The 25,658-nt window shown below is 58.3% G+C and carries 20 protein-coding genes and 1 pseudogene; 8 read left to right on the top strand and 13 right to left on the bottom strand.

Annotated elements, in window-relative coordinates:
* Positions 1-32: 32 nt before the first annotated feature.
* On the bottom strand, positions 33-1,532 hold the full coding sequence (locus HRQ64_RS03525) for a lipopolysaccharide biosynthesis protein (protein ID WP_172124781.1): 1,500 nt from the start codon (positions 1,530-1,532) through the stop codon (positions 33-35).
* A 216-nt stretch (positions 1,533-1,748) separates the two neighbouring features.
* Here HRQ64_RS03525 and HRQ64_RS03520 point away from each other — a divergent pair, with 216 nt between their 5' ends.
* The 4 genes from HRQ64_RS03520 to HRQ64_RS03505 all read left to right on the top strand — a co-directional run bounded on the left by HRQ64_RS03520 (position 1,749) and on the right by HRQ64_RS03505 (position 5,885).
* Entirely contained in the window at positions 1,749-2,702 is a 954-nt protein-coding gene (locus HRQ64_RS03520) for a glycosyltransferase (protein WP_172122095.1), read from the top strand.
* Positions 2,703-4,244: 1,542 nt separating this feature from the next.
* On the top strand, positions 4,245-4,451 hold the full coding sequence (locus tag HRQ64_RS03515; RefSeq protein ID WP_172122093.1) for a cold-shock protein: 207 nt from the start codon (positions 4,245-4,247) through the stop codon (positions 4,449-4,451).
* Positions 4,452-4,603: 152 nt separating this feature from the next.
* Positions 4,604-4,846 carry a hypothetical protein gene (locus tag HRQ64_RS03510; RefSeq protein ID WP_172122091.1) on the top strand — a complete coding sequence of 81 codons (243 nt, stop codon included), beginning with the start codon at positions 4,604-4,606 and terminating at the stop codon, positions 4,844-4,846.
* A 28-nt stretch (positions 4,847-4,874) separates the two neighbouring features.
* On the top strand, positions 4,875-5,885 hold the full coding sequence (locus HRQ64_RS03505) for a sensor histidine kinase (protein WP_172122089.1): 1,011 nt from the start codon (positions 4,875-4,877) through the stop codon (positions 5,883-5,885).
* 259 nt (positions 5,886-6,144) lie between these two features.
* Here the strand turns inward: HRQ64_RS03505 and HRQ64_RS03500 are convergent, their stop codons facing one another.
* The 3 genes from HRQ64_RS03500 to HRQ64_RS03490 form a co-directional block, all read right to left on the bottom strand.
* Positions 6,145-6,402, bottom strand: a complete 258-nt coding sequence (locus tag HRQ64_RS03500) for a hypothetical protein (RefSeq protein WP_172122088.1) — start codon at positions 6,400-6,402, stop codon at positions 6,145-6,147.
* A 351-nt stretch (positions 6,403-6,753) separates the two neighbouring features.
* Positions 6,754-7,002 carry a hypothetical protein gene (locus HRQ64_RS03495; protein WP_172122086.1) on the bottom strand — a complete coding sequence of 83 codons (249 nt, stop codon included), beginning with the start codon at positions 7,000-7,002 and terminating at the stop codon, positions 6,754-6,756.
* 713 nt (positions 7,003-7,715) lie between these two features.
* Complete coding sequence (locus tag HRQ64_RS03490; RefSeq protein ID WP_172122084.1) at positions 7,716-9,359, bottom strand: amidase family protein; 1,644 nt, start codon at positions 9,357-9,359, stop codon at positions 7,716-7,718.
* Positions 9,360-9,675: 316 nt separating this feature from the next.
* On the opposite strand from HRQ64_RS03490, the pseudogene HRQ64_RS20045 reads away from it, so the two are divergent.
* A pseudogene (locus HRQ64_RS20045) lies at positions 9,676-10,414 on the top strand (IS110 family transposase); the annotation flags it as partial.
* Positions 10,415-10,785: 371 nt separating this feature from the next.
* Here HRQ64_RS20045 and HRQ64_RS03480 read toward each other — a convergent pair.
* The 6 genes from HRQ64_RS03480 to HRQ64_RS03455 form a co-directional block, all read right to left on the bottom strand.
* A complete protein-coding gene (locus HRQ64_RS03480) occupies positions 10,786-11,670 on the bottom strand; it encodes a dihydrodipicolinate synthase family protein (RefSeq protein ID WP_172122082.1) in 885 nt (294 codons plus the stop codon).
* A gap of 119 nt (positions 11,671-11,789) precedes the next feature.
* Positions 11,790-13,283 (bottom strand): tripartite tricarboxylate transporter permease, encoded by a 1,494-nt coding sequence (locus tag HRQ64_RS03475; protein ID WP_172122080.1) that lies wholly within the window; start codon positions 13,281-13,283, stop codon positions 11,790-11,792.
* Between the two features lie 14 nt (positions 13,284-13,297).
* Positions 13,298-13,750, bottom strand: a complete 453-nt coding sequence (locus tag HRQ64_RS03470; protein WP_172122079.1) for a tripartite tricarboxylate transporter TctB family protein — start codon at positions 13,748-13,750, stop codon at positions 13,298-13,300.
* A gap of 3 nt (positions 13,751-13,753) precedes the next feature.
* Positions 13,754-14,584 carry a tripartite tricarboxylate transporter substrate binding protein gene (locus HRQ64_RS03465; protein WP_172122077.1) on the bottom strand — a complete coding sequence of 277 codons (831 nt, stop codon included), beginning with the start codon at positions 14,582-14,584 and terminating at the stop codon, positions 13,754-13,756.
* A 202-nt stretch (positions 14,585-14,786) separates the two neighbouring features.
* Positions 14,787-15,734 (bottom strand): amidohydrolase family protein, encoded by a 948-nt coding sequence (locus HRQ64_RS03460; RefSeq protein WP_172122075.1) that lies wholly within the window; start codon positions 15,732-15,734, stop codon positions 14,787-14,789.
* A gap of 6 nt (positions 15,735-15,740) precedes the next feature.
* Positions 15,741-16,919, bottom strand: a complete 1,179-nt coding sequence (locus HRQ64_RS03455) for an alpha/beta fold hydrolase (protein ID WP_172122073.1) — start codon at positions 16,917-16,919, stop codon at positions 15,741-15,743.
* A gap of 138 nt (positions 16,920-17,057) precedes the next feature.
* Here HRQ64_RS03455 and HRQ64_RS03450 point away from each other — a divergent pair, with 138 nt between their 5' ends.
* Positions 17,058-17,774 (top strand): FCD domain-containing protein, encoded by a 717-nt coding sequence (locus HRQ64_RS03450; RefSeq protein ID WP_172122071.1) that lies wholly within the window; start codon positions 17,058-17,060, stop codon positions 17,772-17,774.
* A gap of 397 nt (positions 17,775-18,171) precedes the next feature.
* On the opposite strand, the gene HRQ64_RS03445 is transcribed toward HRQ64_RS03450, so the two are convergent.
* The 3 genes from HRQ64_RS03445 to HRQ64_RS03435 are packed head-to-tail and all read right to left on the bottom strand — an operon-like array spanning position 18,172 to position 21,864.
* On the bottom strand, positions 18,172-19,701 hold the full coding sequence (locus HRQ64_RS03445; protein ID WP_172122069.1) for a sugar ABC transporter ATP-binding protein: 1,530 nt from the start codon (positions 19,699-19,701) through the stop codon (positions 18,172-18,174).
* Between the two features lie 17 nt (positions 19,702-19,718).
* Positions 19,719-20,798 (bottom strand): sugar ABC transporter substrate-binding protein, encoded by a 1,080-nt coding sequence (locus tag HRQ64_RS03440; RefSeq protein WP_172122067.1) that lies wholly within the window; start codon positions 20,796-20,798, stop codon positions 19,719-19,721.
* Positions 20,799-20,832: 34 nt separating this feature from the next.
* Positions 20,833-21,864 carry an ABC transporter permease gene (locus tag HRQ64_RS03435; RefSeq protein WP_172122065.1) on the bottom strand — a complete coding sequence of 344 codons (1,032 nt, stop codon included), beginning with the start codon at positions 21,862-21,864 and terminating at the stop codon, positions 20,833-20,835.
* Between the two features lie 353 nt (positions 21,865-22,217).
* Between HRQ64_RS03435 and HRQ64_RS03430 the strand changes: the two genes are divergently transcribed.
* Both HRQ64_RS03430 and HRQ64_RS03425 read left to right on the top strand, forming a co-directional pair.
* Positions 22,218-23,810: a subtype B tannase gene (locus HRQ64_RS03430; RefSeq protein ID WP_172122063.1), complete on the top strand. Its 1,593-nt coding sequence runs from the start codon at positions 22,218-22,220 to the stop codon at positions 23,808-23,810.
* Between the two features lie 172 nt (positions 23,811-23,982).
* Positions 23,983-25,653, top strand: a complete 1,671-nt coding sequence (locus HRQ64_RS03425; protein WP_210258493.1) for a subtype B tannase — start codon at positions 23,983-23,985, stop codon at positions 25,651-25,653.
* Positions 25,654-25,658 lie beyond the last annotated feature (5 nt).

Here is a 25,658-nt window from a genome sequence, read left to right as displayed (position 1 = left end):
AGTCCTGCTCGATCGTCTAGCGCTTGTGCGCCCTAGGTTCTCTTCGCGGGCGCAGCTCGCCGGACCTGAGACAAGAGTTTGGATGCAAGGCTCACAAATTCCCGCTCCGGACCAACGGGACGGCCACTTGCCATCCATAGCAATGCAGATGAGCTTAGATATAGTGCCGCTCCGCTTGAGACTGCAGCCGCTAGATATCTGAGGTCATGCACCAGTCCGTTGCTATCCAGAAGCTTCATTACGGCCGAAGTCCCCATAACCATAACCGCTACGCACACTAGGCTGCGGAAATTGGCCCCAAGTTGCCTCAACAGCCCGAGCCCCGTTAGGCGCCGCACCAATACCATGTTTACACAAGCGGCAATGAGACCTGTAAATACCCGGGCGTAAACCAAGCCCGGTAACCCCCACAGAAGCATGGCACAGGTAATAGTCGGCAGACGCACAAAGAACATCTGCAAATCTCGCATAAACAACAGCTTGGTGGCGCCTAGCGCCATTCCAAGTGGTTGCGCCATTGAGCCGAGGGTCTGAAGCGCAAACACTGAAGACAGCGCTTGGATGATCGGGACCGCTGGCAGCCACTTCGTGCCCATCGTCAACAAAACAAGGGGTTCAGCTACAAGGGCGAAGCCTACGCCGACGGGCAATGCAATTGCTGTTATTAGGCTCTGAGCACGTTGGTAGCCGGCTCGCAGTCGGTCAGGATCAGAAGCGATACCGGCAAGAGCTGGAAATAAGGTGCCGGTCAGCGGACTGATCGCCTCACGAGTCGGCATTTGGGCTAAAGAGTCGCCAACGGTATAGTGGCCAAGCGCCGAACGGCCAAGAAGGTGCCCAACGAGAAGTTGGTCGAAACGCCAGTTGATGGTGTTCATGGCGTTTCCGAGCGTCAACCAAACTGAAAACGACCATAGCTCGCGCGCATGTCTCCAAACAATGCGGGGCCGGAACGGGAGAATGAAGTAAGAGAGAACAACGGAAGTGAATTGGCCTACGACAACCCCTGCAACTAGAGCCCAGTAGCTTTGAAAATGCAGGGCAACGCCTATCGCCACCGCGAGCGAAACCAGTCGCTCTGCCACGCTAAGAAGAAATTCCTGCCAGAAGATAAGTTTCTTGGACAGCATCACCGTTCGGGGATTGGCAAGTCCGCTCAGGAACACGCTGAATGCAAAGGCGTAGATCAACGTTTCCAATCGGGGCTCTTCATACAGAGCTGCCAAGGGGCGACCCAAGATGGTCATCACCGCGGCCAGCAAGAGACCTCGAGCAGCGCCTAAAGTCCAGGCAGTGTGAAAATGATCTGCTTGCGGGTCTTTATGGTGCACTAGTGCCTGAGAGAGAGACATCTCGGTCACTGCTGTCATTATGGCAAGAATCGTAGTTCCGAGGGCCACCAGGCCGAAGTCCTCTGGGGCAAGCAGGCGGGCCAGCATGATGGTGCTAAAAAAACCGGCAGCATTGACCACGGCGCGTGCGCCGGAAATCCAAAGACTGCCCTTCATCATGCGGACTGCGACGCTCGACATAAAGACCCCATTGTGAGCGCTGCGGCTCTCGCGGGCGTCCTCAAGAGATAGCGCCAGCATAGTCTGGTCTACTTACAAGGGCTTTGGTTGCGCTTCAAATAGCGGAATGTAGTGGCAGCCTGCGTGTGAATGCGTACCAGCCAATATTATTGGTGTCGAAAGGTGGTCTTGGGCGTATGGCGAAGGGGCAGTTGCCTTGGCGGGGGAGGGAAGGCATTGATTATCACGGTCGTCATGTGCACCCGCAATCGCGCCGAACAACTTCGGCTTGTCCTAGACAGCGCTGTTGCATTGCGGGTGCCAGAAAGTCTGGCCTGGGAATTTGTCCTTGTGGATAATGGCAGCACCGACCATACGGCGGAAGTCGCGGCAAGCTACGTTGACCGTTTACCCTTACGCTGCGTACGGGAACACAACCCAGGCCTTTCTAATGCTCGTAATCGAGGGGTAGCGGAGGCGAAGGGCGATTATATCTGCTGGACTGATGATGACGTCATCATCGATCCTAACTGGGTCGCCGCCTACGCCGAAGCTTTCATCCGCCATCCGGAAGCGGCATTCTTCGGTGGCGTTATCGAGCCGGTTTTGGAAGGGGAGACCCCTAACTGGTTCAAAGAAAACCCGGTAACCCTCAGCCATCTGCTCGCAGAGCGAGATTTCGGCGAAGTAGTTTTACCTTTGTCTCCTAGCGAGCAGCGAATGCCATATGGCGCAAATTATGCCGTACGGACCAAAGAGCAGCGGACGCACCCTTACGACCCTAGCTTGGGCGTAGGGCCTGGAATGAAGCGTCTTGGAGAAGAAACTGATGTTCTGCACAGCATTTTCGATGAAGGCGGTGCTGGGTTTTGGGTGCCGGGAGCCCGTGTTCGCCACATCATACCGGAGAGCCGACAAACTGAAGAATACGTGCGGACCTATCATAGGTCGGCCGGCGACACTTGGGCGCACTTAGGTGGTCGATATAGCAGGTCAGAGCCAGAAGTGCTCGTAGGGGGCAAAGTGTTGTTCGGAGCGCCAGTGTGGATCTGGCGGAAGACATTTACCCACACGTTGCTTTACATCGGCACGAGATTAGTCGCGCCTTCGAACGTCTGGTTGCATCATTCGTCGAAAGCAGCCTTCTACTCAGGAGCGCTGGGCTATCTGCGGCGGAGCAAGAACTCGTAGGCGTAATACCGCAGTTCCCCAGGCCCCTTAACCGCGGCCCTTTTTCCCCATCCAACATCACAGGTGACCTATGACCACGGAAGCAACGAGTTCATGGAGCACCACAGTCAGCCCCGCCACCTCGGCAGTCGCCGCGTTGATGGCGGTGGGATCCACGATCATAGCCGCGACAGTTGCTGAGGGGCAGCGGGCGAGGGCGAGCCCCTGCGGCCGCAATGCCCCGCCGCGTCACAACGAAGAACACGCCTGCGCTGGTGGCGAAGTTGATGATGGCAAGGACCTGAGCCCAGACCGGCAATGCCATCGCGCAGATGGCTAGCGTGCGAAGCCGATAACGGTGTCGGCTACTGGCGGATCGGCATCGATGCAGCAATGGAAAACGTTATCTTGATAGCAACACGGAACCGAGCCACGGCACTACTCATCTACATCTCGGTAGGATTTCTGACCCTGCTCGGGATCGGCAATGGCCTGTTCATGCTTATCTCGCCGGAGGCGTGGTACTACACGGTCCCCAATGTCAGACGGGCCTCTACAACCAACATTTCATCCGCGACATAGGCATTATATATCTTTCCATTGGCGCGGCTTACGCCATGGGGTTGTTCAGGCCAGCCCTTCGGATTGAAATATGGGGGGCGCCCAGTCTATGGCTTACCGGGCATGCGATCTTCCATTTCTGGGAACTCGCGGTTGGCATTTGTTCTCCCTCTGTGATCGCAACTGATTTTCCGGCTGTGACCTTTCCAGCCATGGTTGGCCTGGCGATCACTGTCTGGGCGACTTACCGAGTCCGGGCTAACCGTGAACAGTGAGATCTTGTATCCGTCCCGCCTCAGAGAGCCAGCTCTGGCGGATCCGCGCGAAGAGCCGGCTTTGCTCATGGCCACCAAATCGAGCTACGTCCGCTTTTTTACAATGCGGCATTGTCGTTGAACGGCTGGAATGAGGTCGGCTCCGGACCGGCGTCTTTGGGGTGGGAAACAGTCGGTCCGGTTTGTAGTCCGCAAGTTCAATTAGCGGCCATTCCTGATGCGGGCTCGACGTTTGGATCACCGTGCCTTCGTAATCTAAGAAGACTTCTGGCCGGACCCGCTCCTCGAGTCTGGCTGCCGCTTCCTTGCGCTCGCTGTAGCGCGAAGGCAGGCAGGGTGAAGACGCCCCGGTTGATCAACGTGAACTTTCACCAGCTCTTCCATGTTGATCAACTGCTGGCCAGGACCCGTTCCATCGGTCTCGCTGTTCAACGCCGCTTATCCCAATTGTTACGACGCTGGCCACCGCCTCGGTTGCCACTTCAAATATGCCGTAACCGGGTGATCTCTGAGAGATTGAGTGATTACCCAGTTTGCGCTTTACTCCCCCGCTGGGGAATGCAATAAGGAGCTACGTTTTCAGCCTCCGTTGGCTGCCCGATCTGCCGGTTCTTCTGGCCCCTGGCTACCTCCCTACTTTGCGAACGTTTAGAAATCCATTGGCATATTGCCTCTGGATCATCTGCCCGCTCGCTATAGCTCCGGGCTACATTTTCAGGACTATCTAATGATCAACGGCACCGTGAAATTTTTCAACACGACCAAGGGTTTTGGCTTCATCTCGCCTGAAGGCGGCGAGAAGGACGCATTCGTCCATATCTCCGCTGTCGAGCGTTCGGGCCTCAATGGCCTGTACGAAAACGACAAGGTTACCTACGAACTCGAAACCGGCCGCGACGGCAAGGTTTCGGCTACCAACCTGACCTTGGTCTGACGTTGGTCGGGCCCATTAGGGCCCGCCTAGCCTCCCACTGGTAGAGGCACCCAGCGCGTCCGCGTAGGAAATATTTCAACATTCCAGTCCGGCATCCGCCACGCACCCATTCCGGGCGCGTGGCTTTTCACGCTTCCAAGGAAATCCGCATCATGGAAAATTTCAACTTCGGCGCCCGAGCAGAGCTGTTCGCCAGCCGCCGTTACGCCAAGACCAACCAGGCTCAGTATCGTCGTTTCAGTACCGCAGCTGAGGCAGTCCGGTTTGTTATCGAGGACTTGCCTGTTGCCGCGCGCGCAGGATCCTATCTCGAGGTCAACGAGCAGCGTTTCGAGGGCGCTACGATTCGAGCTCTTTACGATGATGTTGCCTTTCCATTAGAACGCGCGAACTGAGTGAGGCCGCAAAGGTGTCAGAAGCGATATGAGTGAAGCCGTCGAGACATCGAGTTCGCTCCTTCGGGATGTCAAGAATCTCGCACGTGCTGTGGATGCTGCCGGCATTGCCCTCTGGTCGTGGAACGTCGATACCGACGCGCTCACCATGGACGACCAGGCCTACGACCTATGGGGTTTGCGGCGAGGCGCCAAGGTCACGTTCGAGGATCTATCCGCCCATATTCACCCTGCTGATCGGGATCGGGTCCGAGCTGCCTTCACCGCTACGCGGGCAATACTCGGCCCCTATGAGATCGACTTCCGCATCATGGTTGGTGAGGAGCTTCGCTGGATCTCGGCCCGTGGCAAAGGAGACGATGAGGGTATCGTCCAACGTATTATGTTCGGTGTTTTTCTGGATGTCACCGGCCGCAAACAGGCCGAAGAAGGACGAGAACTCCTTGCCGGTGAAATGAGCCATCGCGTCAAGAACCTGCTGGCCATTGCCACCGGTCTGACTGCGATCACCTCCCGATCCACGTCCACTGTTACCGACATGGCGCGAGAACTGACGCAGCGATTGACAGCATTGGGGCGAGCCCATGATCTTGTTCGTCCATTACCGGGTCAAACCGACGCCGCGGCAGCTTTGCTCGGCGACCTGCTTTCCGTGCTGCTCGCGCCCTACGACGACCTAGGAGCCTTCAGTGGGCGCATCCGGGTCTCGGTACCGCGTATGATCGTAGGCGAAAGCGCAACGACCACGCTCGCATTGATCGTGCACGAACTGGCAACGAACTCCCTCAAGTACGGCGCGCTCTCATCACCGACTGGTATGATCGATGTTTCCTGCTCGGCCAGAGACGAGGCGGTAACGGTGGTCTCGACGGAGCGAGGAGGTCCTGAGGTGGTACCAACCAGCGTCCCAAAAGGGTACGGCACCAAACTCGTCGAGCGCAGCATTACCAATGCGCTACGCGGGTCCATCCACTATGCGTGGGAGGAAGATGGTCTCATCGTCACCCTTAAGATCGACCCCGCCCGCCTGGCAGCCTGACAGCAGGCAGATCAATCAGAGGTGGAGGCCGGCAGCGGCGCCGTTGGCTTCTCCATCGGATCATCCAGTGTTGCCTTCGTGAGGCGCAACTCGGCTTGGAGTACGATGCGCCCTCCTGTTCTAGCCTTGTGTCCGGGGGTGCTGCGATCTCGCCTATAATATTGAGGGCTTGCATTGGGATCAGCCAATTGCCGATGTGTTGGCGCACATGAAAGACATTTCTCGGACAAGTGACCTTCGCCGGCCGGTCATTCCCCTGTCAGAAATGGGATGAGACCCCCTTCGGGATCTGGGTCGCGAAGGTGAGTGAGAGCTGCAACACGGCCTCGCCTTGCTCGTTGCGGACCCACATTGTGACATTCTTCTGCAGCGGGCTCCCAGCAATATACTCTTTAGCGAGCTCAGCCATGGTCAGCGACGCCTCATCACGCGCCGCTTGTTCATCGGCCAGCTCAGAGCCTTCGTTGTCTCTAAGCAACTCGGTGCCGTCGTCCGTGTCGAAAAAATAACGGGGCATTGTAGCTCCTGATTGCTTTGGAAAACGGCGGACTGGCCCCGCAGTTTCGTGCATATCCTATGTGGTACCCAGGCTCTTTGTGTAGAGCCGGTACAGTGACACAGTGCCGGTAGGCGCCTCATGGTAGACCTTGACGCGCAGGTTTCCAGCAACCCCGTTCCGGCGCAGATCCAGGCCAAGGGCCAACCGCGCGGCCTCCTCAGGTGATCCCGCACTCTGGATGAACTCAGCGGCTGCGCCCTCAGATGGGGTGCAATCCACAACTCGGAACTTTCGGCTCAACCGTCCACCTCTGTCTGTCGTCACTTAATCAAGGCTAGCCGTCAGCTGTGGTGTGCTGGGCTAGTTAGTTCATTCCGGCACATCGCCGTGGCGGAAGACGACGGATCGTTCCTCAAGCTCGCCACTGGCACCATGGCTCGGCTGAGTCCACGCCATCACCGCCGGATAGGATTGCACTAGCTGCTCGGCAGCGTTGTACGCCGATGCTTCATCTCGCATCTTCCGGGGCGCGAACGCCGGCACCATCTTGCCGCCTTCGTCTGGCCGGAAGGCCTGGAGCAGAACCAGCTTTGACGAGGCGAATTTATTCTTATCCATGATGCATTGTATCGTGAAACCGCTGCCAGATGGCGAAGAACACGACATTCTCAACAACGTACTCGAAAGCGGTGCTCGGGTGCAGGTGGCCAGGTGCCAGCCGAACAGGTCGAGTACCCCAAGGCGTCAAGCCTAGCTTACGGATCCGAGGGCTTCTTGTTTGGGTCTGGTGGCGTCTTGCCTGGCTCCCCAGCTGGGGTCGCATCGGCATCGCTCCCCGGCTCAACGTCGGCGAGGGCCGGGTCGGGTTTCTTTTTCTCTGTGTCCTTGGTGGGGATGGGCATTGTTCACCTCCGTTGAAATCAAACCAATTCTCGCTGACGACCATTTGTTCCAGTGCGGGGGATTGAACCCGGCTTTGCGCTGCCCCGACGGAGCTACCCGCAATTTAGCAGACACGATCCTGTGCCAATTTGAGGTGCAACTTCGATGACGGGCTACGGCGGCTCTCGGGGCCATTGCACGACGCTGCGAACGACCGACTTGGGGTCGGTTCCTGCCGGACGGCAGAGCGCCCCATTTCCGTCGTTGAACAGCATCCTGTAGGTTTCCGAAAGCTGCCATTGGGGCATCCTTCTCTGCGTGGGATATACAGGCACCAATCTGCTAGCCGCTCGCCCATATGCTCTTGCGGGATTTGAAATCAGTTGGCTATTGGCGGCTGTCTTCGATTGGCCGTTAAGGCAGCCGCCAATTATTGCCAGATCCTGCTGCTAGTACTCGAAGGCTTCACCGGGAAGTTCCGGGAACAGCTCCGGGACCTTGCGATGCAGAGTGGCCTGCTCATAGGCAAAGGCATAGCCGAGCAGCTGCGCCTCGCTATATGGACGTCCGAGGAAGGAGATCGTTGTGGGCAGGCCGCGCGACGTATATCCGGCAGGAACCTGAACGTCCGGAAATCCGGAATACGTCGCAACCAGACTAGCACCCGGCCCGCTCGTGCAAACGCGATCGGGGTCCGGGAGCGAGTAGATCGGCTCAGCGGTGCATCGCGACGTCGGCCAGACCAGGGCGTCCACCTCATGCTCGTCCATGAATGCAGCCACCGTAACCTTGACCTCGGAGACCGCCGCCAGGGCTTCGATATAGTCCGGATTGTCCTTGCCCCCGATAAGGAGGTTCTGCAGATGCGTTTCGATGAGGCCAGGATTTACCGGGCGCGGTGAGTTCAGCACCTCCGGAGAAACCGAAATCCTCACCACTTCCTCGAGCGACTTGGGATAGCCCTCATCCAGTTTCGCCAGATACTCCTCAAGGTCGGGCTCGAATTCTGCATTGATAGCCGCACGGAGTGGAGCCAAGGACGACACGAATTCATCCTTGAAATTCAACTCCACCACCTCGGCTCCCAGCTTCACGATGTCGGCCACGGCCGCATCGATAAGAGCATCTACTTCCGGATCACCCCCGAAGTAGTTGCGCACGACGCCGATGCGCGCACCGTCGAGGGCATCCTTGTTTAGCATCGCGGTATAGTCAGCCTGCTTGAGGCTGTCACTTTCGACCGTAGTCGGATCGGCCGGGTCTGTGCCAGCAAACACGCCTAGGGCAATTGCTGCGTCGGTCACGTTGCGAGCCAGCGGCCCTGCAGTGTCCATGGTCAGCGCCTGTGGAATGATGCCGGCACGGCTCACCAGACCGTATGTTGGCCTCACTCCCACCACCCCATTAGCCGCTGCAGGACCACGGATCGACCCACCCGTATCCGTTCCGAAGGCCAGCGTCGCGAAATTCGCCGCCGCGGCCGCCCCCGATCCCCCACTTGAACCCGCCGGGTCGCTCTCGAGACGGTGGGGATTTTTGGTGACATCGTTCATTGAGCTGTAAGCGCCGCGTCCGGCTGGTGTGGCGAATTCACTCAAATTTGCCTTACCTAAGATGATGGCGCCCATGTCCCGCAAACGGGCTACAGTGTGCGCATCTTCATGGGGAATTGAACCCGCAAGCGCCACCGACCCGCCAGTCGTAGGCATATCCGCCGTGTTGTAGTTGTCCTTCAGCAGCACGGGAATACCGTGGAGCGGCCCCTTCAGCTCCCCCTCGGCGAGTTCTGCGTCCAGCGCTCGGGCCTGCTCAAGGGCATCCGGATTGATGGTGATGATGGCATTAAGCGCAGGGCCATGATCATCATAGGTGGCGATGCGGTTCAGGTACAGTTGGACCAGCCGTTCTGCCGTTAGCGCCTCTGCCTTGAAGGCAGCGTGAATGTCATCAATCGTTGCCTTGTCGAGGTCAAATATCGTCGTTTCCTGAGCTTGCGGCGCAGCGCAGGTCAAGAGGGCGGCCGTGAGAGTGGCGAGCACCAGTCGGCGGTTGCGCCGGCTAAATGCAGACGGCGAGTGTTCGCGAGGTGGCATTGAAGTCTCTCCAATTTTGACTGTCCGCGAGAACGCGAACCACAAAATTCCTGCAAGACCTGTGCCAGCACAGTCAGAGAGCCAACACTGCCCCAATTGCTAGGGCTCGCAGGACATCCTGCCTTCAAAGGCAAAAGGGTCGTACCCAACGTCGGATCATTCGTGGGCATGTTGATGATTTTTTCTCAATCGGTGGATTGCTGCGATCCGATATCGAGCGCTTGAGCAACGCGACCATGGGGCTTACTTCCATGCCGCATGCGTCACACAGTGAGATAGTCTTCCTGAGAGCGCCCATTCTGGTCAGCGCCCGCGCGGCATTGCTCAGATGATGCGCGCCGGCCAGTTCAAGCCGGTGCATGTGAAGACGCTGGCAAGCCAGGAAAAGCGGATGCTGCTGACTGCGCGCAAGCTGGTGCAACGCAAGATGCTGGACGTTGATGCGGATCGGCGTGGCACTTTGCGCAACTTCGGCCTGAAGGTTTGCGTCGTCGGGCAAGCTGGATTCAGGACGCGGATCCGCAGCTGGTTAGAGGGTTACCCAGGCTTGCCGCCATCGTCGAGCCGATGCTCACCATCCGCCGCGTCATGCGCCAGGAGTTCACCAGGCTGCACAAGATGCTGCTCGACGTCGTGCGGCGTGATCCCGTCTGCCGGCGGCTGATGACGGCCCCTGGTGTCGGTGCTGTTGTTGCGCTGACCTACGGCCGACTGTCGACCAGCCGCAGCGCTTTGTTCATTCCAGGGCCGTGGGGGCTCATGTGGGGCTGACGCCTCGTCGTCACCCGTCAGGTGAGATCGACTACGATGGCGGCATCTCGAAGTGCGGTGACACCATGCTGCGCACGATGCTGTACGAGGCCGCGCAGATCCTACTCACCCAGCGCGGTAAGTGGTCTTGGCTGAAGGCGTGGGGCATGCGGGTCGCGCAGCGGCGAGGCCGGCGCCGTGCCATCGTTGTCGTAGCCCGCTGTCTGGCGGTGATCCTGCACCGGATGTGGCCCGACCGTACCGATTCCCGCTGGGAAAGTGAGCCCACCACAGCGGTCGCCTGATTACTTATCTAAGAGATTTATCGGTTCTGCTTCGGCAGGAAAAAGGTCCTCACGGGGACGAGGGTGACGTGAGATCGTACCGGCAGCAGCCCTGCAAGCTGGTAAGGGCGCCTAAAAGATTGATCCACTCCGCCTTTCTTACCCCATGCGGCCGCCACAGCGCCAACCGCGATGAGAAGCGCGAGCCCGTGTGGCACGGACCTCATGCCCAGTAGACCCTGACCCTGTGCGTGTACCCCTCGTGGTCGCACCTCCAAGCCTAATCAATGCCGTTCTCCGCGGCAGATGCCGTCGTACGCCCCTTGACACAAACCGGGATGAAGAAGGTGCCTTTCCGCTCAATCCGTTTAGCCTCTAAGGACCTGAGTTTTCTAGGATGCACGGATGGCGGCGGCTTGCTCGGCCAGTTCGGTGGCTTCGGCGGCGGGAAGTTCGACCAGGGGCGGCCGCATATGCGCTAAGCCGGGATCGTTGCGGTTGACCGACAACATCGCCTTGACCCCTGAAACAATGCTAATCCCACCAAAGAGATTGCGGATGGCCACTGCCTTTTCGGAAGCTACAGTGTCACCCTGATGGAAAGCTCTTGCGCACAGATCGGCATTGACATTCGCGCTAGCTGAGATGCAGCCCGCAAACGCGCCGGTCCGGGCCTCGAGCAACGCCGCCTCAGTCGCCGGGAATACGGACAGCTTGGAAGAAATCGCCGCCACGGTGCGACAATAGGGTAGATCGCCCGAAGAATCCTTAACGCCGGCAATACGGGGTCCAATGCGTTTGACTGCCTCAGCAATGATCTCGGGGGTATATGCGATGCCGGACATGGCCGGAAAATTGTAAAGATACAGCGGGATGCCTGAATCGGCCGTAGCATCGGCCACCAGCTGCAGATACTCCAGTACGCCTTCGGCCGGCACGTTCTTGTAGTAGAAGGGCGGCAGGAGCAGAGCGCCGGCAAAGCCCAGCTCGGCCGCATTGCGCGTCAGCGTGATCGCATCGGTCACCGCCGCGGCACCGGTGCCAACCATCAGACGGTCTCTGGGCAAGTTGGCAGCAACAGCTTCCATCACCGCAGTGCGCTCGATAACCGAAAACGAGGTTGCTTCGCCGGTCGTGCCCAGCACGTTGAGCGCGTCGCACCCGTTGTCCAGAAGGTCGCGCGCAAGCTTGAGATAGGCTGGGATATCAGCATTGCCCGACGCGTCGATCGGCGTGGGGATAGCGGCGATCACGCCACGTAGCGACTGATTAAGCATGGGCAGACCTTTTCGAAGCAGGAAGTGAAAAACTGGTACGCGCGAAAGCGGCCCAGGGGGTCGACTGTGACAAGGGAAGCCGCCAACTATCGGCTTCCCCGAACGCAGATCCGGTGTGTCTACCCAGCCGGCGATAACCGACCAGAGCGCCGGAACAAGAAGGGCATCGCCACGAACACGGCAATGACCACGATCAACACCACCGCGAAAGGTCGCGTCAGAAAGATCATAGGGCTGCCGAGTGACAACAGGAGCGACTGGCGGAGGGACTCCTCCATAAGCGGAGCGAGGACGAGCGCAAGAACCAATGGCGCTCGTGGCAAATCCAGCTTGATCATCACGTACCCTATCCCCCCAAACACCATCGCGATTATCATCGTGGAATAGCTGAGCGTTGCCGCAAAAGCGCCGATCAATGAGAACATCACTATGCCTGGCGCGAGATAAACATACGGCACCCGAAGAAAAGCCGCGAACAAAGGCGCAAGCGGAAGGTTCATGATGAGCAAGATGACATTACCTAGCAGCATCGAAGCAATGAGGCTCCAGACGAGAATAGGCTGATCTGTCATCAAGGTTGGTCCAGGCCGAACACCTTGCAATATAAGCGCCGCAAGCAGAACAGCTGTGCCGGTAGAACCAGGAATTCCCAAAGCGAGCATTGGAGCGAGCGCGCCGGTCACAGATGCATTGTTGGCAGTTTCTGAAGCTGCGATGGCATCCAATGAGCCTTTTCCAAATCGCTCAGGTGATTTGGAGAAGCGTCGTTCCACCACATATGCCAAAAAAGCCGCGATAGTGGCCCCCGCTCCCGGCATAAGTCCTACAACGAACCCGATGCCAGTTCCTCTTACAATAGCCATGCGTGAGGACATCCACTCCGCTTTGGTAAGCCACATGTCCTTGAATTTAGCGGCCAGAACTGGTTCGCGCTTGATTGACTCCAAAGAGGCGAGCACTTCAGCAATCCCAAACAGCCCGATAGCGACTGGTAGAAAATCAATCCCGTCCAAAAGGGTCGTACTGCCGAAGGTCAGTCGATTGACACCGCTGATCGGGTCCACGCCGATCAGCGCGATTGACAAACCCACACAGGCCATCAGGAGAGCCTTGACGGGGGATCCTCCGCCCAGACTCGCAGTGGCGATAAGGCCCAGCAGCGCAAGTAGAAAGAACTCCGGAGCGTTGAACCTCAAAGCGACCGCACTTATCGCCACCGCTGCCAAGGCCAGGGCGAACGTGCCTACGATGCCGGCAACGAACGATCCGATAGCGGCGATCGACAGCGCTGCACCGGCACGCCCCTGAAGAGCAAGCTGGTGGCCGTCTAGAGCTGTCATCACGCTGGATGACTCCCCGGGGACGTTGATGAGAACCGAGGTGAGGGTACCTCCATACATGCCGCCGTAGAGAATACCGGCTAACATCATGATCGCTGCTGTGGGATCCATGCCAAAGGTGATCGGCAGCAACAGAGCCATCCCAGCCGCTGGTCCCAGCCCAGGCAAAGCTCCGACGATCTGGCCGATAAGGACTCCGAAGAATACGGCAAGAATACCCTGCCATGTAAAGGCAACGGCAAAACCCTGTACGATTACGTCCAAGTTATCCATAGCTCACAGCCTTATTATATTCCGAAGATTCCAGTGGGGAGGCGCATTTGGAGCCAGGCAACAAATATCGAATAGATGATCCCCACCGTGATTGCTGATGCGAATAGGCTCGGCAGCACGGGTTGCCTAAGGATCGTTACAAGCGTCAGGATAACGAAGACAAACGCAGAGACAACAATTCCCAGCAGCATCGACATCACAGCGAAGAACACGATGGCGAGTGCGACAAAGAGAACTCGGAGTCCGTCGCTCCCCCGAGGAAAGGTCGCCGGCGTTTCGCCGGCGACGCACATTGTTTCGTACGCATAGGCAGCGGACAAGATGATCAGCGCCGCTGCAATCAGAAGAGGCATAAAGCGCGGTCCGGGCGAGATGCCGCTCCAAAATTCCAGCCCCGACGTGCCGAAGAAAATAACCGTAGCCACAATGGCCAGAACTGCTGCAGCGGCTAGCTGTAAGTGCTTCATGCGCTACTTCGCAGCGCCTATGAGTTTCAGCACGTCAAGCCTGCGTGCATAAAACTCATCCATGTTCTTTGACAGGTCTGGTCCGACGTAGACCGTCCCCCCGAGAAAGTTGGTCTCCAAAGAATCCGTCCAAGCGTCCGTTGCAGTTAGGGCTTGGATCTTCTCGCCCCACCACTCCGTAATTGCAGGATCCAAATTGGGTGCACCAAGCAAACCGAACACCTGCTCCCAGCTTACATCGATGCCCTGTTCCTTTGCCGTTGGGATATCCTTGAGGGAATCTTCTGTGCGACGTTCCTCGTTGAGGATTGCCACCGCCTTCGCGTTTCCGGCCTCAATGTGTGGAAGCGCTTCGTCAAGAGTCAGAACGATCAGTTCCGTGTTGCCGCCTAGAAAAGTCGCTTGCGCTGCTCCACCGCCAGAATGCGGGATGAAGGTCATATCCACGCCACCTGCGCGCTCAAGAAGACCCATGACCTGGTCGTCCGTTGCACCCGCGCTCGAACCAGCGACCCGCACTTGTTGCGGCCGTGAGCGCGCATCTTCGATGACGTCTTTCAGGGTGTTTGCGGGGCTATCCGGCTGTGTGAGTATGAGCAGCTGCGTCTGAACAAACACTCCCAAGGGAGTAAATTTGTTGTAGGCCGGCTCCATCCCTTGGACGACCGGCGTAGAAAACACCGGTTCTGCAAGTGCCATCAAGTTGTTTGTGTCGCCGGGCCGTTCAAGAACGTAGTTCATGGCCGTGGTCATTCCACCGCCTGGACGATTAACAATCACAATAGGATTTTCGATGATTTTCTCATCGTTCCATATCTTTGCAGCTCTGCGCATTAGGATATCCGGAGTACACCCCGCAGCACATCCGACCGTAATCTCAATAACGCCTTCGGGCGCCTTGGCACCTTGCGCAAACGTCGGGGATGTAGCCGCCGCGAATGCGACGACGGCAAGCGCTGCTGCGCTCGCGGAATTGAATCGGTTTAGCAAGAGTTCCTCCCAAAACTTTGGCTCTCAGCCAATAATGCAGTTAAACCTAGTTTTCCCCGGCTAACCCCGGGGACTGGCTCACCAAGGGTGAGTTTCGTTTTGCCGCAGCAAATTCATCGAAGCCGTACAGGGCCGATGGATTGTCGACAAACAGCATCCGTCTGATTGATGGGTCGGTCACCCAATCACCAAGCAGATCAAGAAGATGAGCATCGTGAGGCATTGGCTTGACCTGCATCACGTGCGGCCAGTCGGACCCCCATATCAGTCGCTCGGGAGCCGCTCGGACCAGCGCATCTGCAAACGGGCGAACATCGGAATAAGGGACGCCCCCCTCGTCGGATATTCGGTAGGGAGCCGTTAGCTTTACCCAACAACGGCCCTCTCTGACGAGGCCAAGGAAGCGATCATAGCCAGGGTGAGCCACCGTTAAAGCCGCCTTTGTGTATCCAAAGTGCCCAACCGAAATCGGCACGGATAGACGGGAAGCTAGTTCCGGAAGCTCCTCAACTTCTTCCACATGGGCAAGCAGTTCTATATGCCAGCCCATGTCTGCAATCCGGTCTGCCATAGCCTCCAGCTCGTCGAGCGATTTGAAGGGCATGCCTCCCTTATCAACCATGTTGACGCGAATTGCTCGGACGCCACCTTCGTGCAACCGCGCAAGTTCCCGATCAGAGACCTCGGGCGATACCGATGCCACCGCTCGCAACCGTTGAGGAGCTAACGCTACCGCGTCGAGTATTGCTGTGTTGTCCGTGCCATGCACACTCGCCTGAACAATGACTGCCCTCTGTATTCCCAGTGCGTCATGCAAATCAAACAACATGTCCGGTGTGCAGTCATGTGGCGTGTAGGCCCGCTTAGTTTGGTACGGATAGCGTTCCGCAGGCCCAAAAACATGGACGTGGCAGTCACACGAATTCTTAGGCAGTGCCAGAGAGGGCGTTAGAAGCTCCTTATGTGGCGGCGAGCAGTAAGGTGCCTCAACCATTGGAGATCACTTCACTTTAGATGAACTGGTGAAAAAGCGCTTTGATAACCAGTCCGCAGCGTAAGCCACACCCGCGGGACGATCATCTACATGCGCATGAGAACTCCCGTTCGTCTCAAAGATCATCAGCGTTTTGTCAGTGTCGCTCGGTATGGCATCGAAGAGCCTGGTGGCGTTTGCAACCGGAACTACGCGGTCTTGGGCCCCGTGGGTCACCAGAAACGGGCACCGTATTTCATGGGCTACGTTTTTGACGCTAAACTGCTCGGCAATTTCCAGCGCCTCGTCCGAATTCGACGCTCCGACGACCCACTGAAACTGGAATTTGGGCTGAGCAACGGCCTTCTGCTCGGCCTTTGCCTTCTCTCTCGCTGCTCGCTGGAACTTGGCAAAGTCCCAGTGCCCGGCAGTCAGTGCTATGCCAGCCGCAACTCTCGGTTCTTTTGCGGCAATCCGGGCAGCATAATATCCGCCGAAGCTGTAGCCAAGGACGGCAATCCGATCAGCATCAACTTCTGATCTCTCGCTAAGCCAATCAATGGCAGCTCCTGCGGGAACCTCATAATCCGGTCGAGCCGGGATATTGCGCAACCGCATCGTTTCGCCCTGGCCAGGACCATCAACAGCGAGCGTATGGAAGCCTCGAGCCGACAGGTCCAACCCCGCAAAGAGAATGCTCATCTCCTTGCAGTTGTCCATTCCGTTAAAGACGATCACGCAGGGAGCTTTGGCGTCAGCATTCTGAGCCGGCATGAACAGTGCCGGCAACGTTTTGTCGCCGTAAGGAACCTCAACAAACTCTACTTGAGGGAAGCGCAAGCGGATTCCTCGATGATAACACTGGAAAGCCTGCTGGCTGGCAATCACCTTTTCTGGACCCGGTTCTATGAACCTCTCGCCAGTGTAAAGGTAATTACCCGCCCGCAAAAAGTAGGAACCTGCCGTGACCAGGTCCCCTTGCTGCTCAGCAGCTTGAGCACGTTCTTGGCTTTCCTCTCCAACCCGCTTCCAGGCTGTGAACCAGTTGTCGCTTGTGACCTCGGCTTCTACGAGCTCAGCAACCACTCGGTCTAAATCAGCAAGCGAAACGGCCCCGTACGGCGCCATGCCCTTGCACACCAGAAGGGCATTAGACCACTGAAAATTTCCTGGGAACTGCTCCACCCACGACGGTCGGACATTCATCGATGCGCTTCCTCCAAAGTTCGATATGACTAGCGCAACCCAGTAAACTGGGCAACCCAATTATCTAGCTTAACCACTGTTCCCTGGTGTGCAGACCCTGCTAATGGTTGTTCAGCTTGGCAAAGTTTGGAGTTGGTTTTGACAGAGAATGCTTCGGGACCTGAGTTCGCACCGATCAAGAACACCCGTCTTTCTGAAGTGATTATCGCGCAGATAGCCTCCCTGGTGGAGCGCGGGCACATAGAGCTCAATCAGCGTTTTCCAAGTGAGCGTGAGCTGCAGGAGCGGTGGCGCGTTTCTAGGCCGGTGCTTCGAGAGGCTTTCCGGGTCTTGGAGATGCGGGGCGTAGTGGAGAGCCGACAAGGGGGAGGGCGCTACCTTCGATCCACCCATGTCATTGATCCCAGTCGAGTCCGCACGTCAGAGTTAGCAGCCAACCGCGACGTCTTGCTTCGTATTTGGGAGGCTAGAGAAGCCGTAGAGACCAAACTTGCTGAGCTTGCGGCGCAGCGCGCTACAACTGACCAGCTGGCCGCCATCGAACGCCCCCTTCTAGCAATTGCATTAGAACCTGCCGAGAAGCTCATGAGTCTGGACCTCAACGGAGAATTTCATGCGGCCATAGCCCGAGCAGCCTCAAACCCGATCCTTGAAGAATTTAGCGAACGCCTCCTTCAAACGTCCAAGCAGGTAGGGTTCAAATCGATTGTTGGTCTGCAGGATTGGCGTGCTCTGCAAGGCGAACACCAGCCAATCTTTGAGGCGATCCGACAGCAAGATCCAGCTTCAGCTCGGCAAGCGATGGCGGCGCACTTCCATAATTTGCGCCTCCGGGTGCTTGAAGCCAGTTCTTAGCACCGCCTGTCATTTTCACGGACAACCCCCTGCAGCTTGTCAGGAGCTCTCGGGGCTGCAATCCTTGACTATTGGGAGGGCGACGCCATTGACTGGGTGGTCTGAGATCGTACGCGACGCATTCTGATCGAAAAGGTGATGTACCAACCGGAATCCTCCGGCGCTTCTTACCTCGCGTTGGGCAACATACCCATCGAGTTCGTCATCCAGCCCCACAAGTACGGGACGGGTAGGCCCGGTGCTTCAGCAACGCGCCCCATTTCAGCCGTCGGACCGTGTCTCGTGCGCGCCGAAAAGCGGATATCGGCCAGCGGGCCTCGTGAAAGACCAGAGTTGCGAGGCCGGTCTTGTGCCGATCTCAACCAACCAGAGTGCTCGCGTCAGGTTCTGAGCTGCTTCAGGCTGCGTTTTCTGTGCCTGAATTCATCAGTTGCAGCAGGGCAGACGGCGTCAGGGCTTCGCCGGATAGTTCGCCGCATATGGTGCCACGGTGGAAAACCAGGACCCTGTCGCAGCCGGTGGCCAGTTCGGCGGGGTCGGTTGATAGGTAGACTACTACCGCGCCATCGGCGGCGGATTGGCGCAGAAGCTGGTTGATTTCTTCTCGCGCGCCGATATCGACGCCACGCGTCGGGTCATTGAGCAGAATGGTCGATGGTTTCCAGTCCAGCCACTTGGCCAGGACCACCTTCTGCTGGTTTCCGCCAGAAAGAGAACCTGCATTGTTGAGGACGGATTTTGTCCTGACGCCGACCCGCGTCGCCAGCGACGAAGCCCTTTCCCGCAGCGAGCGCGTCTTGAGCCAGGCGCCGTCGCGGGCCATGCCGACCGAGCGCACTTGCACAATGTTTTCCCAGATGGGCTTGTCTAGCATCAAGCCAAGTTTGCGGCGATCGCCGGAAACGTAGGCGATGCCATAGGCGATAGCCTGGCGCGGAGAAGCAGGTTGGGTTTGACCACCTGGCAGCGTTATTGCGCCAGAGGAAATTCGATTGAGCCCGGCAATGGCGGCAAGCATGGCCTCTGGTCCGGAGCCCACAAGGCCCGCAAGCCCGACAACTTCGCCGGGCCGCACCGAAAAACTGACGTCGTGAAGCCCATTGCGCGAGCTTACATTTTCAACGCGGAGGCTCTTTCCGTCATCTCGAGGCTGAAGGACGACGGGAGCGGTTGTCCGGGGAGCAGGCGGCTTTTTTGGCGCGTCTGCGGCCTTGCCGAGCATTTCGTTGACGATCATGTCCATGCTCATCCGTGCCATGGACGCACTGCTGACCACGATGTTGCCGTCCCGCAGGATCGTTACCTCGTCACAAAGGCTCATCACCTCTTCGAGGATGTGCGAGACGTAGACAACGCCAACTTGCCGATCGCGCAGAATGCGGAGGATTTTTAGCAGGCGATCACTTGCGCCTGTCTCCAGCGCCGAGGTGGGTTCGTCCAGCAACAGCACTTTTGGGTTGGATACCAGCGCCTTTGCAATTTCCACCAGCTGCCGCTCAGCGAGCGAGAGCTCGGCAACGGGGGTGTATATATTCCGCTCGATGCCCAGCTCTTCGAGCACAGGCACGGCCAGATCGCGCATCATGGCGCGACTGATGAAGGGTCCCCTCCGCGGCTCGCGCAGAGGGAACATGTTGTCGAGAATATCCAGGTGGGGGAAGAGGCTCAGCTCCTGCGCCACGACGGCAACGCCGTTGGCAAAGGCTTGCGCTGTATTGCGAAAGCTCACCTGCTCGCCGGAGAGACGGATGCTGCCTTCATCGGGCTGGACGGCCCCGGTCATGATCTTGACCAGGGTCGATTTTCCGGCGCCGTTTTCTCCCAGCAGCGCATGGACACTGCCGGGACGAACGGCGAAATCGGCAGCCTTCAGGGCGACCACACCACCGTAAGTCTTGCGAACCCCACGAGCCTCTAGCGCCACCATGGATCTGACTTTCTCGCTTATTGCGGCGGCCACGGACCGACAATGTAATTGCCGGCATTGGCGAGGATGTCATCGCCGATGGGCGCAAGGGCGGCGGCCACGGTTGTGGCGTTTTCCTGACGGGCAATGACGGCGTCGATGTTGTCAGCGCTGACCAGTTCGCCCGGCACCAGCAACAGGCCTTGCAGCAATTCGCCTTCACCCAGCGCCGCGTTGGCAAGCGCGCGCGTGGCGAGATAGCCGCTCAGCCAGTGGCTCGGGGACATGATGTAGTCGACATATCCATCCTTGACGGCCTGCAGATTGCCCGCCTCGAGGTCGAACCCGCCGGAGGGCAGGTCAAAGCCGGTGCGCTGGGCGAGAAGTCCCCATGCGGAAGGATCCTGCGCACTCGGCGCCATCACGGCGACGGCGTCGGGATTGGAGGCAAGCAACCCCTGCCAGGCGGCAAAGACTTCGGCTGAGGACGAACTCACGCCATTGGTGGCAACCGGGCCGACGATCTTGAGATCGGGGCGCAATTCCTTGATCTTGTCGACCATGCCCTGCGCGCGCATATCGAGCGGGGGAACGCCCACGCCGGTATTGCCGATGATGACGGTGCCCTTGGCATCAGCGGGCACCAGAGCCAGTACCTTCTCGGCGATCTGCGCGCCAATGCCGGTATTGTCCGCGGTGATGAACAGTCCAATGCCTGCGCCGTCCGGTGGCGGAGCGTCGATTGCCACCATGGGCGTACCGGAGCCGGTTGCGTCGGCCGCGGGGCGCGTCATGGGACCCGAAACCAGGCTCTGCAGCACGACGCCATCGGTCTGGGTCTGTGCGATCGGGCCAAAAAGGGCAACCTGACGCTGCGGATCGCCGGTATCGGGCGCGGCCGTCAGAACGTTGACGCGCGGATCAAGATCACCCACCGCCTTGCCGCCATTGGCCATCTGGACGAAGGCGTCAGTCTTGGTTTCCCAATAGACGAAGCCCAGCTCCACCTGTTTATCCTGCGCGCTGACACTGCTAAGGCCGCTTGCCAGGATCAGTGCCGCGAGCGATGCGCGACACACTAGCGTTCGCCGACGCATCGGCTTCCCAATCATGCTCATTCAATTCCTCCCAGAGTTATGAGCCAAATCTGACTTAGTCTTTTTGATCGGCGCGCCGACGCTGGCGCTGCACCAGCCCATCGACGGAAACTGCGCCAAGAATGACGGCGCCGGTGGCGAACTGCGCCCAGGTCGCGGGGATCTGGAAGTAGACGAGGCCTACCGCCACTGCCGTAAGAAGGATGGCGCCGACCATGGCGCCGAACACCGTCGCCTTGCCGCCGGCGAGCGGCGTACCGCCAATGACCGCCCCTGCGACCGCGAAGAGCTCGATGCCGCCGCCACTCTGCGGGTCACCGACGGTGAAAAAGGTGAGTGCAACAATACCAGCAAGACCAGCCATGAACCCGGCAAGGACGAAGCCAAGTGTGCGGGTGCGGCGTACGGGTATCCCCGAAAATTCCGCCGCATCAGGGTTCGAGCCGATCTGGCGGACCCGGTAGCCAAAGGGCGTGTTGCGCATAACCAAGGTCAGCACTACCCCAACGACGATCAGCAGAATGATCGAGACCGGCAAGCCAAGCACCCTCCCACCGCCCAGAACGGAAACGATGGGATCGGAAAGTGGTACGCCAGTCACTTGCGTGCCCCCCGCGAGGGCAAGGGCGAGGCCGCGCAACATCCAGCTCATGGCCAGCGTGCCAATGAGCGATGGGATGCCGATAACCTGGCTGGTGAAGGCATTGAGCAGGCCGATACCCATAGCCACCAGCAGGGCGAGAACGATTGCCAGCAGGGGGAAAAGTCCAGCCTTCATCAGTAGCGCGGCCACTATCCCCGTCAGCACATAGTTCCCACCGACCGAAAGATCGATCTCGTTCTGGGGAATAAGGAAGACCAGTCCTGCAGCGATCAGGGCTGCATAGACCGAACTCTGCACCACATTGATCAACTGGTTCGGCGCAAGAAAATTGGGGTGGAAGCAGCCAACCACCGCGACCACAAACACAAGGGCGAACACTGCACTCGACCAGTCGGCGGTTGCAACCCGACGGATAGTCCAGGCTGGCGGCGTCGCAAGATCGGGCTTTGCGTCATGGTTGTCGGATGATGCGTCTGTCGCCACTGCGTTTGCCCTCTGCCAACGGCTTCGATGCGAAGCTCTTGTTTTGATAGCAGTGTCGATCAGCCTGTGACGCTTGGCTATTTCAATAGGGCGCAGCACGCATAAGTTTTTGCTATTGAGATGCACAAGCTATCGGTCGCGTGCAACGATCTCGGCACTGATGGCGCAATCGACTTCGTCGGACCGGCCCAGCACTTACCGCGTGCTGGTACAGGAAAAAATAGGTAATTCTGGCTCATCCTATAGTGAAAACTTATGCCGCTTGCGCTCTTTCGCATGAGAAGGATCGCAGCGATCCGGACATAGATAACCGGCACTCAAGTTGTGTACGTCGTACGAGGCCGAGACCAAAGATGACCGACTATTCCGCCGACCTGCGCCTCGACGGCGAACGCTATGAGCTGCTGCATGTGCTGGTCGACGGAGAGAGTGTAGAGGTTCGCAAATACGAAGCCACTTATGTGGCCTTGCCCATTGCCATGTCAAAAGAGCAGCCGTCGCGCGGGGTGCCGCCTTCGGGGGAGCCGGACGCAGGGGTAGGTTTTGCTCTAAAAGACCCCAACGCCTACCACAAGCTGCACATCTATATCCCGGTCTGTAGCAGTCCTGTGACTAAGCCTCGGCCGATCATCCTGCAGGTGTGGAACAACGGCTGGTTTGCCAGCGGACCACACGACATGGTCTTCGATGGCTCCAACTATTCCAGTACCGGTGATGGTGACTTCGTCGGCAAAATCCTTTCCGAGGGTTTTATTCTGGTCAGCGCGGGCGCACGTAGCCGGGGGGCGCTCAGCGCAGACGACCGTTTTGTTGGCAAGGCGCCCGCTGCAGTCGTTGATACAAAGGCCGCGATACGCTTCCTCCGCCTGAACAGAGATGTCATTGCAGGGAACACGGACCGTATTGTCATCACGGGCACCAGCGGCGGAGGCGCCCTTTCTGCTATCGTCGCGGCAAGCGGAAATGCGCCTGACTATTTCCCCTATCTTCGTAAACTCGGCGCGGCAGGCTTTGCCCCCGACGGCACAAGCATTCTCACCGACGACGTCTTCGCCACCATCGCCTATTGCCCGATAACCGACTTGGGCAATGCAGATGCGGCCTATGAGTGGCAATTCGGCTCCTACCGCACGCCACAAAACACGGTCGGCGGCACGTTAACCACCAGTGCCACAGAGGCATCCGCTGCGCTGGCCCAAAGCTACCCCGACTATGTTGCGAGCCTGGGACTCAAACTCGAGGGGCGCACTCTAACGGCGCAGACACTGGATGCGCTGCTTTTGGCTGAAGTTGCCCGGGAAGCTGAACGCATGCACGCTACTGGGAAGCCCATTCCTCCCTTGGGAGGAATGTTCACGTTAGGCAACGATCGCGAACTCGCCAATGACTGGTTGAGTTTCGAAGAGGGTGGCAAGGCGGAGATCGACCGGAACGCGTTCCTGCGCTTCGTGACATCATGCGAAAAGCTCAAGATCGTCCCGGCATTTGATGCGACGGGCAACACCGGCGATGCTGGGTTGCGTGGCGAAAATTCATTGTTCGGCACCGATAGCCAGCGCTACTCAAACTTCACCCCCTATGGCTGGGACAATAACGAAGTCGCGGGCGATCATTCGGGCATAGACGATACCGGGATGACATTCGCAGAAGTCCTGGCAGCCCCCGCCAGCCTGCTCGCGACGCAGCTCCGTCTCATCAATCCCATTGCGCTCCTCAAGAGCGGCGAGGCCGATATCGCGCCCTATTGGTATGTCCGGCACGGCATGATCGATCGCGACACGGCCTTTGCCGTTATTCTCGTGCTCTATGTTGCCCTCAAAAATGCCAAAAGCGTTCACGACGTCAATTTCCGGCTGGCGTGGCTCAAGCCACATGCCGGCAACTACGACGTTCAGGAAGCCTTTGCATGGCTGTTGGAGAAATTGGAGCGCACAAAAAGCGCATGACTCCCTGCTCTCTGCCTCCCCATAGCGACAGTTAATGCAAGTGCATGTAGAGTGAATTTTATCCCCATCAGGTAAGGCCATAGGCTCCCTTCAACCTGCGACTATGCAGCACACATGGGAGGCTAGATTGCTGAATTTCCTCACACGAAGGGTCGTCACATCGAGGGGCGCAGTGGGCAAGAAACTCATCGCTTGCGGACTGGCGGCCGCGTTGCTGGGAACAACGGCCCTGCCAGCCATGGCTGCGGGTGCCCACGATGCCACGCTCAAATTTGACGCCGAAAACTTCGAGGTGATCACGGTCAATCTCGACGGTCAGCCGGTGAACGTCCGGAAATATACCACGGTATATGTCGGCAAGCCCATCGAGATGGCTGCGGTTCAGCCGCCACGGGGCGTTGGCCCAAGTGGGGCGCCCCCTTCTACAGAGGGCACGCCCCTGGCCGATCCGTTCGCCTATCAGACCATGAACATCTATGTGCCTGAGACCGCTGCGGAGGATGGCAAGACGGCAATCCTCCTGCAGGTGCGGAACAGCGGCTGGTACGCGGCCGGTCCGGCAGAGGTGGTCGAAGCTGGCAAGGATTATGTCAGCACCAGCGATACCGATGCTACCGGCGCAGCCCTCAAGGCCGGGTATATCATCGTCAATGCTGGATCCCGCAGCCGCGGCGCGGAGGCCGCGGACAGCACTCTGGTCGGCAAGGCTCCAGCTGCGGTTGTCGATGCCAAGGCAGCGGTACGCTACCTTCGGCTCAATGATGCCACGATGCCTGGCTCAGCCGAGCGCATTATTATCACCGGGACCAGCGGTGGCGGGGCTTTGTCGGTTGCAGTGGCAGCCAGCGGAAATAGCGCCGAATATTACCCCTATCTCGCTGAAATCGGCGCCGCAGGGATGAGCAAGGCGGGCGAAAGCTTCCTTAACGACGACGTCTTTGCGACCCTCGCCTATTGCCCGATCACCGATCTGGGCAATGCCGATACCGCCTATGAATGGCAGTATGGTTTCCTGCGCAGCGCCGACAATGTCGTGGGAGGCACTCTTACGGACGCGCACAAGGCTGGCTCTGCGAAACTTGCAGCGGCCTACGACAGCTATATCTCCAGCCTCGGTTACAAGCTGGAAGACGGTTCGCCGCTCACCGCCGAAACCATGAAGAAGGCCATCGTCTCCCATCTCACCCGCGAAGTGGAAGAAGCCATCGCTGAAGGCGCCACCATTCCGGCGATCGGCGAAGATTTCGGCGTCGAGGGACGCGACGGCAGTCGCAGCTTTGCCAATGACTGGCTGACGGTCGAGGCGGAGAAAGTCACTGACCTCAATTACGAAAACTACCTCAAGTTTGTCTCGAGCGTTTCGGCACTCAAGATCGTTCCGGCGTTCGACGCCACCGCCAATACCGGCAATGAATATCTGCGTGGCGAGAACTCGCTCTTCGGCTCCAGCACTGACACCTATGCTAACTTCACCGAATATGGCTGGAACAACAACGAAGTGGCCGGGGACGGTTCAGGCCCCGACGACACCGGCAAAAACTGGGCTGACTATATCACGGGTGACGGCGCCGACCTTGCCAATCAGTTGAAGCTGATCAATCCGCATGCCTTCTTCAACACCGAAGCCGATACCGCCCTCTACTGGTATATCCGCCACGGCACGCTCGACCGTGACACGGCCTTTGCCGTCGAACTAGCGCTATATTACGGCGTGCTCAGCGACGAGAGTGTCCAGGATGTGAACTTTGAACTCGCATGGATGAAGCCGCATGCCGGCAATTATGACGTGCAGGAAGCCTTCGCCTGGCTTGCCGAAACGCTTGCCGCTGCCGGCGAGCCTTGAAATCT

Source organism: Devosia sp. 919 (genome assembly GCF_013185965.1).
GTDB lineage: Bacteria > Pseudomonadota > Alphaproteobacteria > Rhizobiales > Devosiaceae > Devosia.
Note: the sequence above shows the minus strand (reverse complement) of the source record. Positions and strands in the feature narration are given on the sequence as shown.

What these genes read in the sequence shown, in the direction of transcription:
- HRQ64_RS03525 (WP_172124781.1), bottom strand. Translation starts at nt 1,532, where the DNA reads ATGTCGAGCGTCGCAGTCCGCATGATGAAGGGCAGTCTTTGGATTTCC.
- HRQ64_RS03515 (WP_172122093.1), top strand. Translation starts at nt 4,245, where the DNA reads ATGATCAACGGCACCGTGAAATTTTTCAACACGACCAAGGGTTTTGGC.
- HRQ64_RS03510 (WP_172122091.1), top strand. Translation starts at nt 4,604, where the DNA reads ATGGAAAATTTCAACTTCGGCGCCCGAGCAGAGCTGTTCGCCAGCCGC.
- HRQ64_RS03505 (WP_172122089.1), top strand. Translation starts at nt 4,875, where the DNA reads ATGAGTGAAGCCGTCGAGACATCGAGTTCGCTCCTTCGGGATGTCAAG.
- HRQ64_RS03500 (WP_172122088.1), bottom strand. Translation starts at nt 6,402, where the DNA reads ATGCCCCGTTATTTTTTCGACACGGACGACGGCACCGAGTTGCTTAGA.
- HRQ64_RS03495 (WP_172122086.1), bottom strand. Translation starts at nt 7,002, where the DNA reads ATGGATAAGAATAAATTCGCCTCGTCAAAGCTGGTTCTGCTCCAGGCC.
- HRQ64_RS03490 (WP_172122084.1), bottom strand. Translation starts at nt 9,359, where the DNA reads ATGCCACCTCGCGAACACTCGCCGTCTGCATTTAGCCGGCGCAACCGC.
- HRQ64_RS03480 (WP_172122082.1), bottom strand. Translation starts at nt 11,670, where the DNA reads ATGCTTAATCAGTCGCTACGTGGCGTGATCGCCGCTATCCCCACGCCG.
- HRQ64_RS03475 (WP_172122080.1), bottom strand. Translation starts at nt 13,283, where the DNA reads ATGGATAACTTGGACGTAATCGTACAGGGTTTTGCCGTTGCCTTTACA.
- HRQ64_RS03470 (WP_172122079.1), bottom strand. Translation starts at nt 13,750, where the DNA reads ATGAAGCACTTACAGCTAGCCGCTGCAGCAGTTCTGGCCATTGTGGCT.
- HRQ64_RS03465 (WP_172122077.1), bottom strand. Translation starts at nt 14,584, where the DNA reads ATGCGCAGAGCTGCAAAGATATGGAACGATGAGAAAATCATCGAAAAT.
- HRQ64_RS03460 (WP_172122075.1), bottom strand. Translation starts at nt 15,734, where the DNA reads ATGGTTGAGGCACCTTACTGCTCGCCGCCACATAAGGAGCTTCTAACG.
- HRQ64_RS03455 (WP_172122073.1), bottom strand. Translation starts at nt 16,919, where the DNA reads ATGAATGTCCGACCGTCGTGGGTGGAGCAGTTCCCAGGAAATTTTCAG.
- HRQ64_RS03445 (WP_172122069.1), bottom strand. Translation starts at nt 19,701, where the DNA reads ATGGTGGCGCTAGAGGCTCGTGGGGTTCGCAAGACTTACGGTGGTGTG.
- HRQ64_RS03440 (WP_172122067.1), bottom strand. Translation starts at nt 20,798, where the DNA reads ATGAGCATGATTGGGAAGCCGATGCGTCGGCGAACGCTAGTGTGTCGC.
- HRQ64_RS03430 (WP_172122063.1), top strand. Translation starts at nt 22,218, where the DNA reads ATGACCGACTATTCCGCCGACCTGCGCCTCGACGGCGAACGCTATGAG.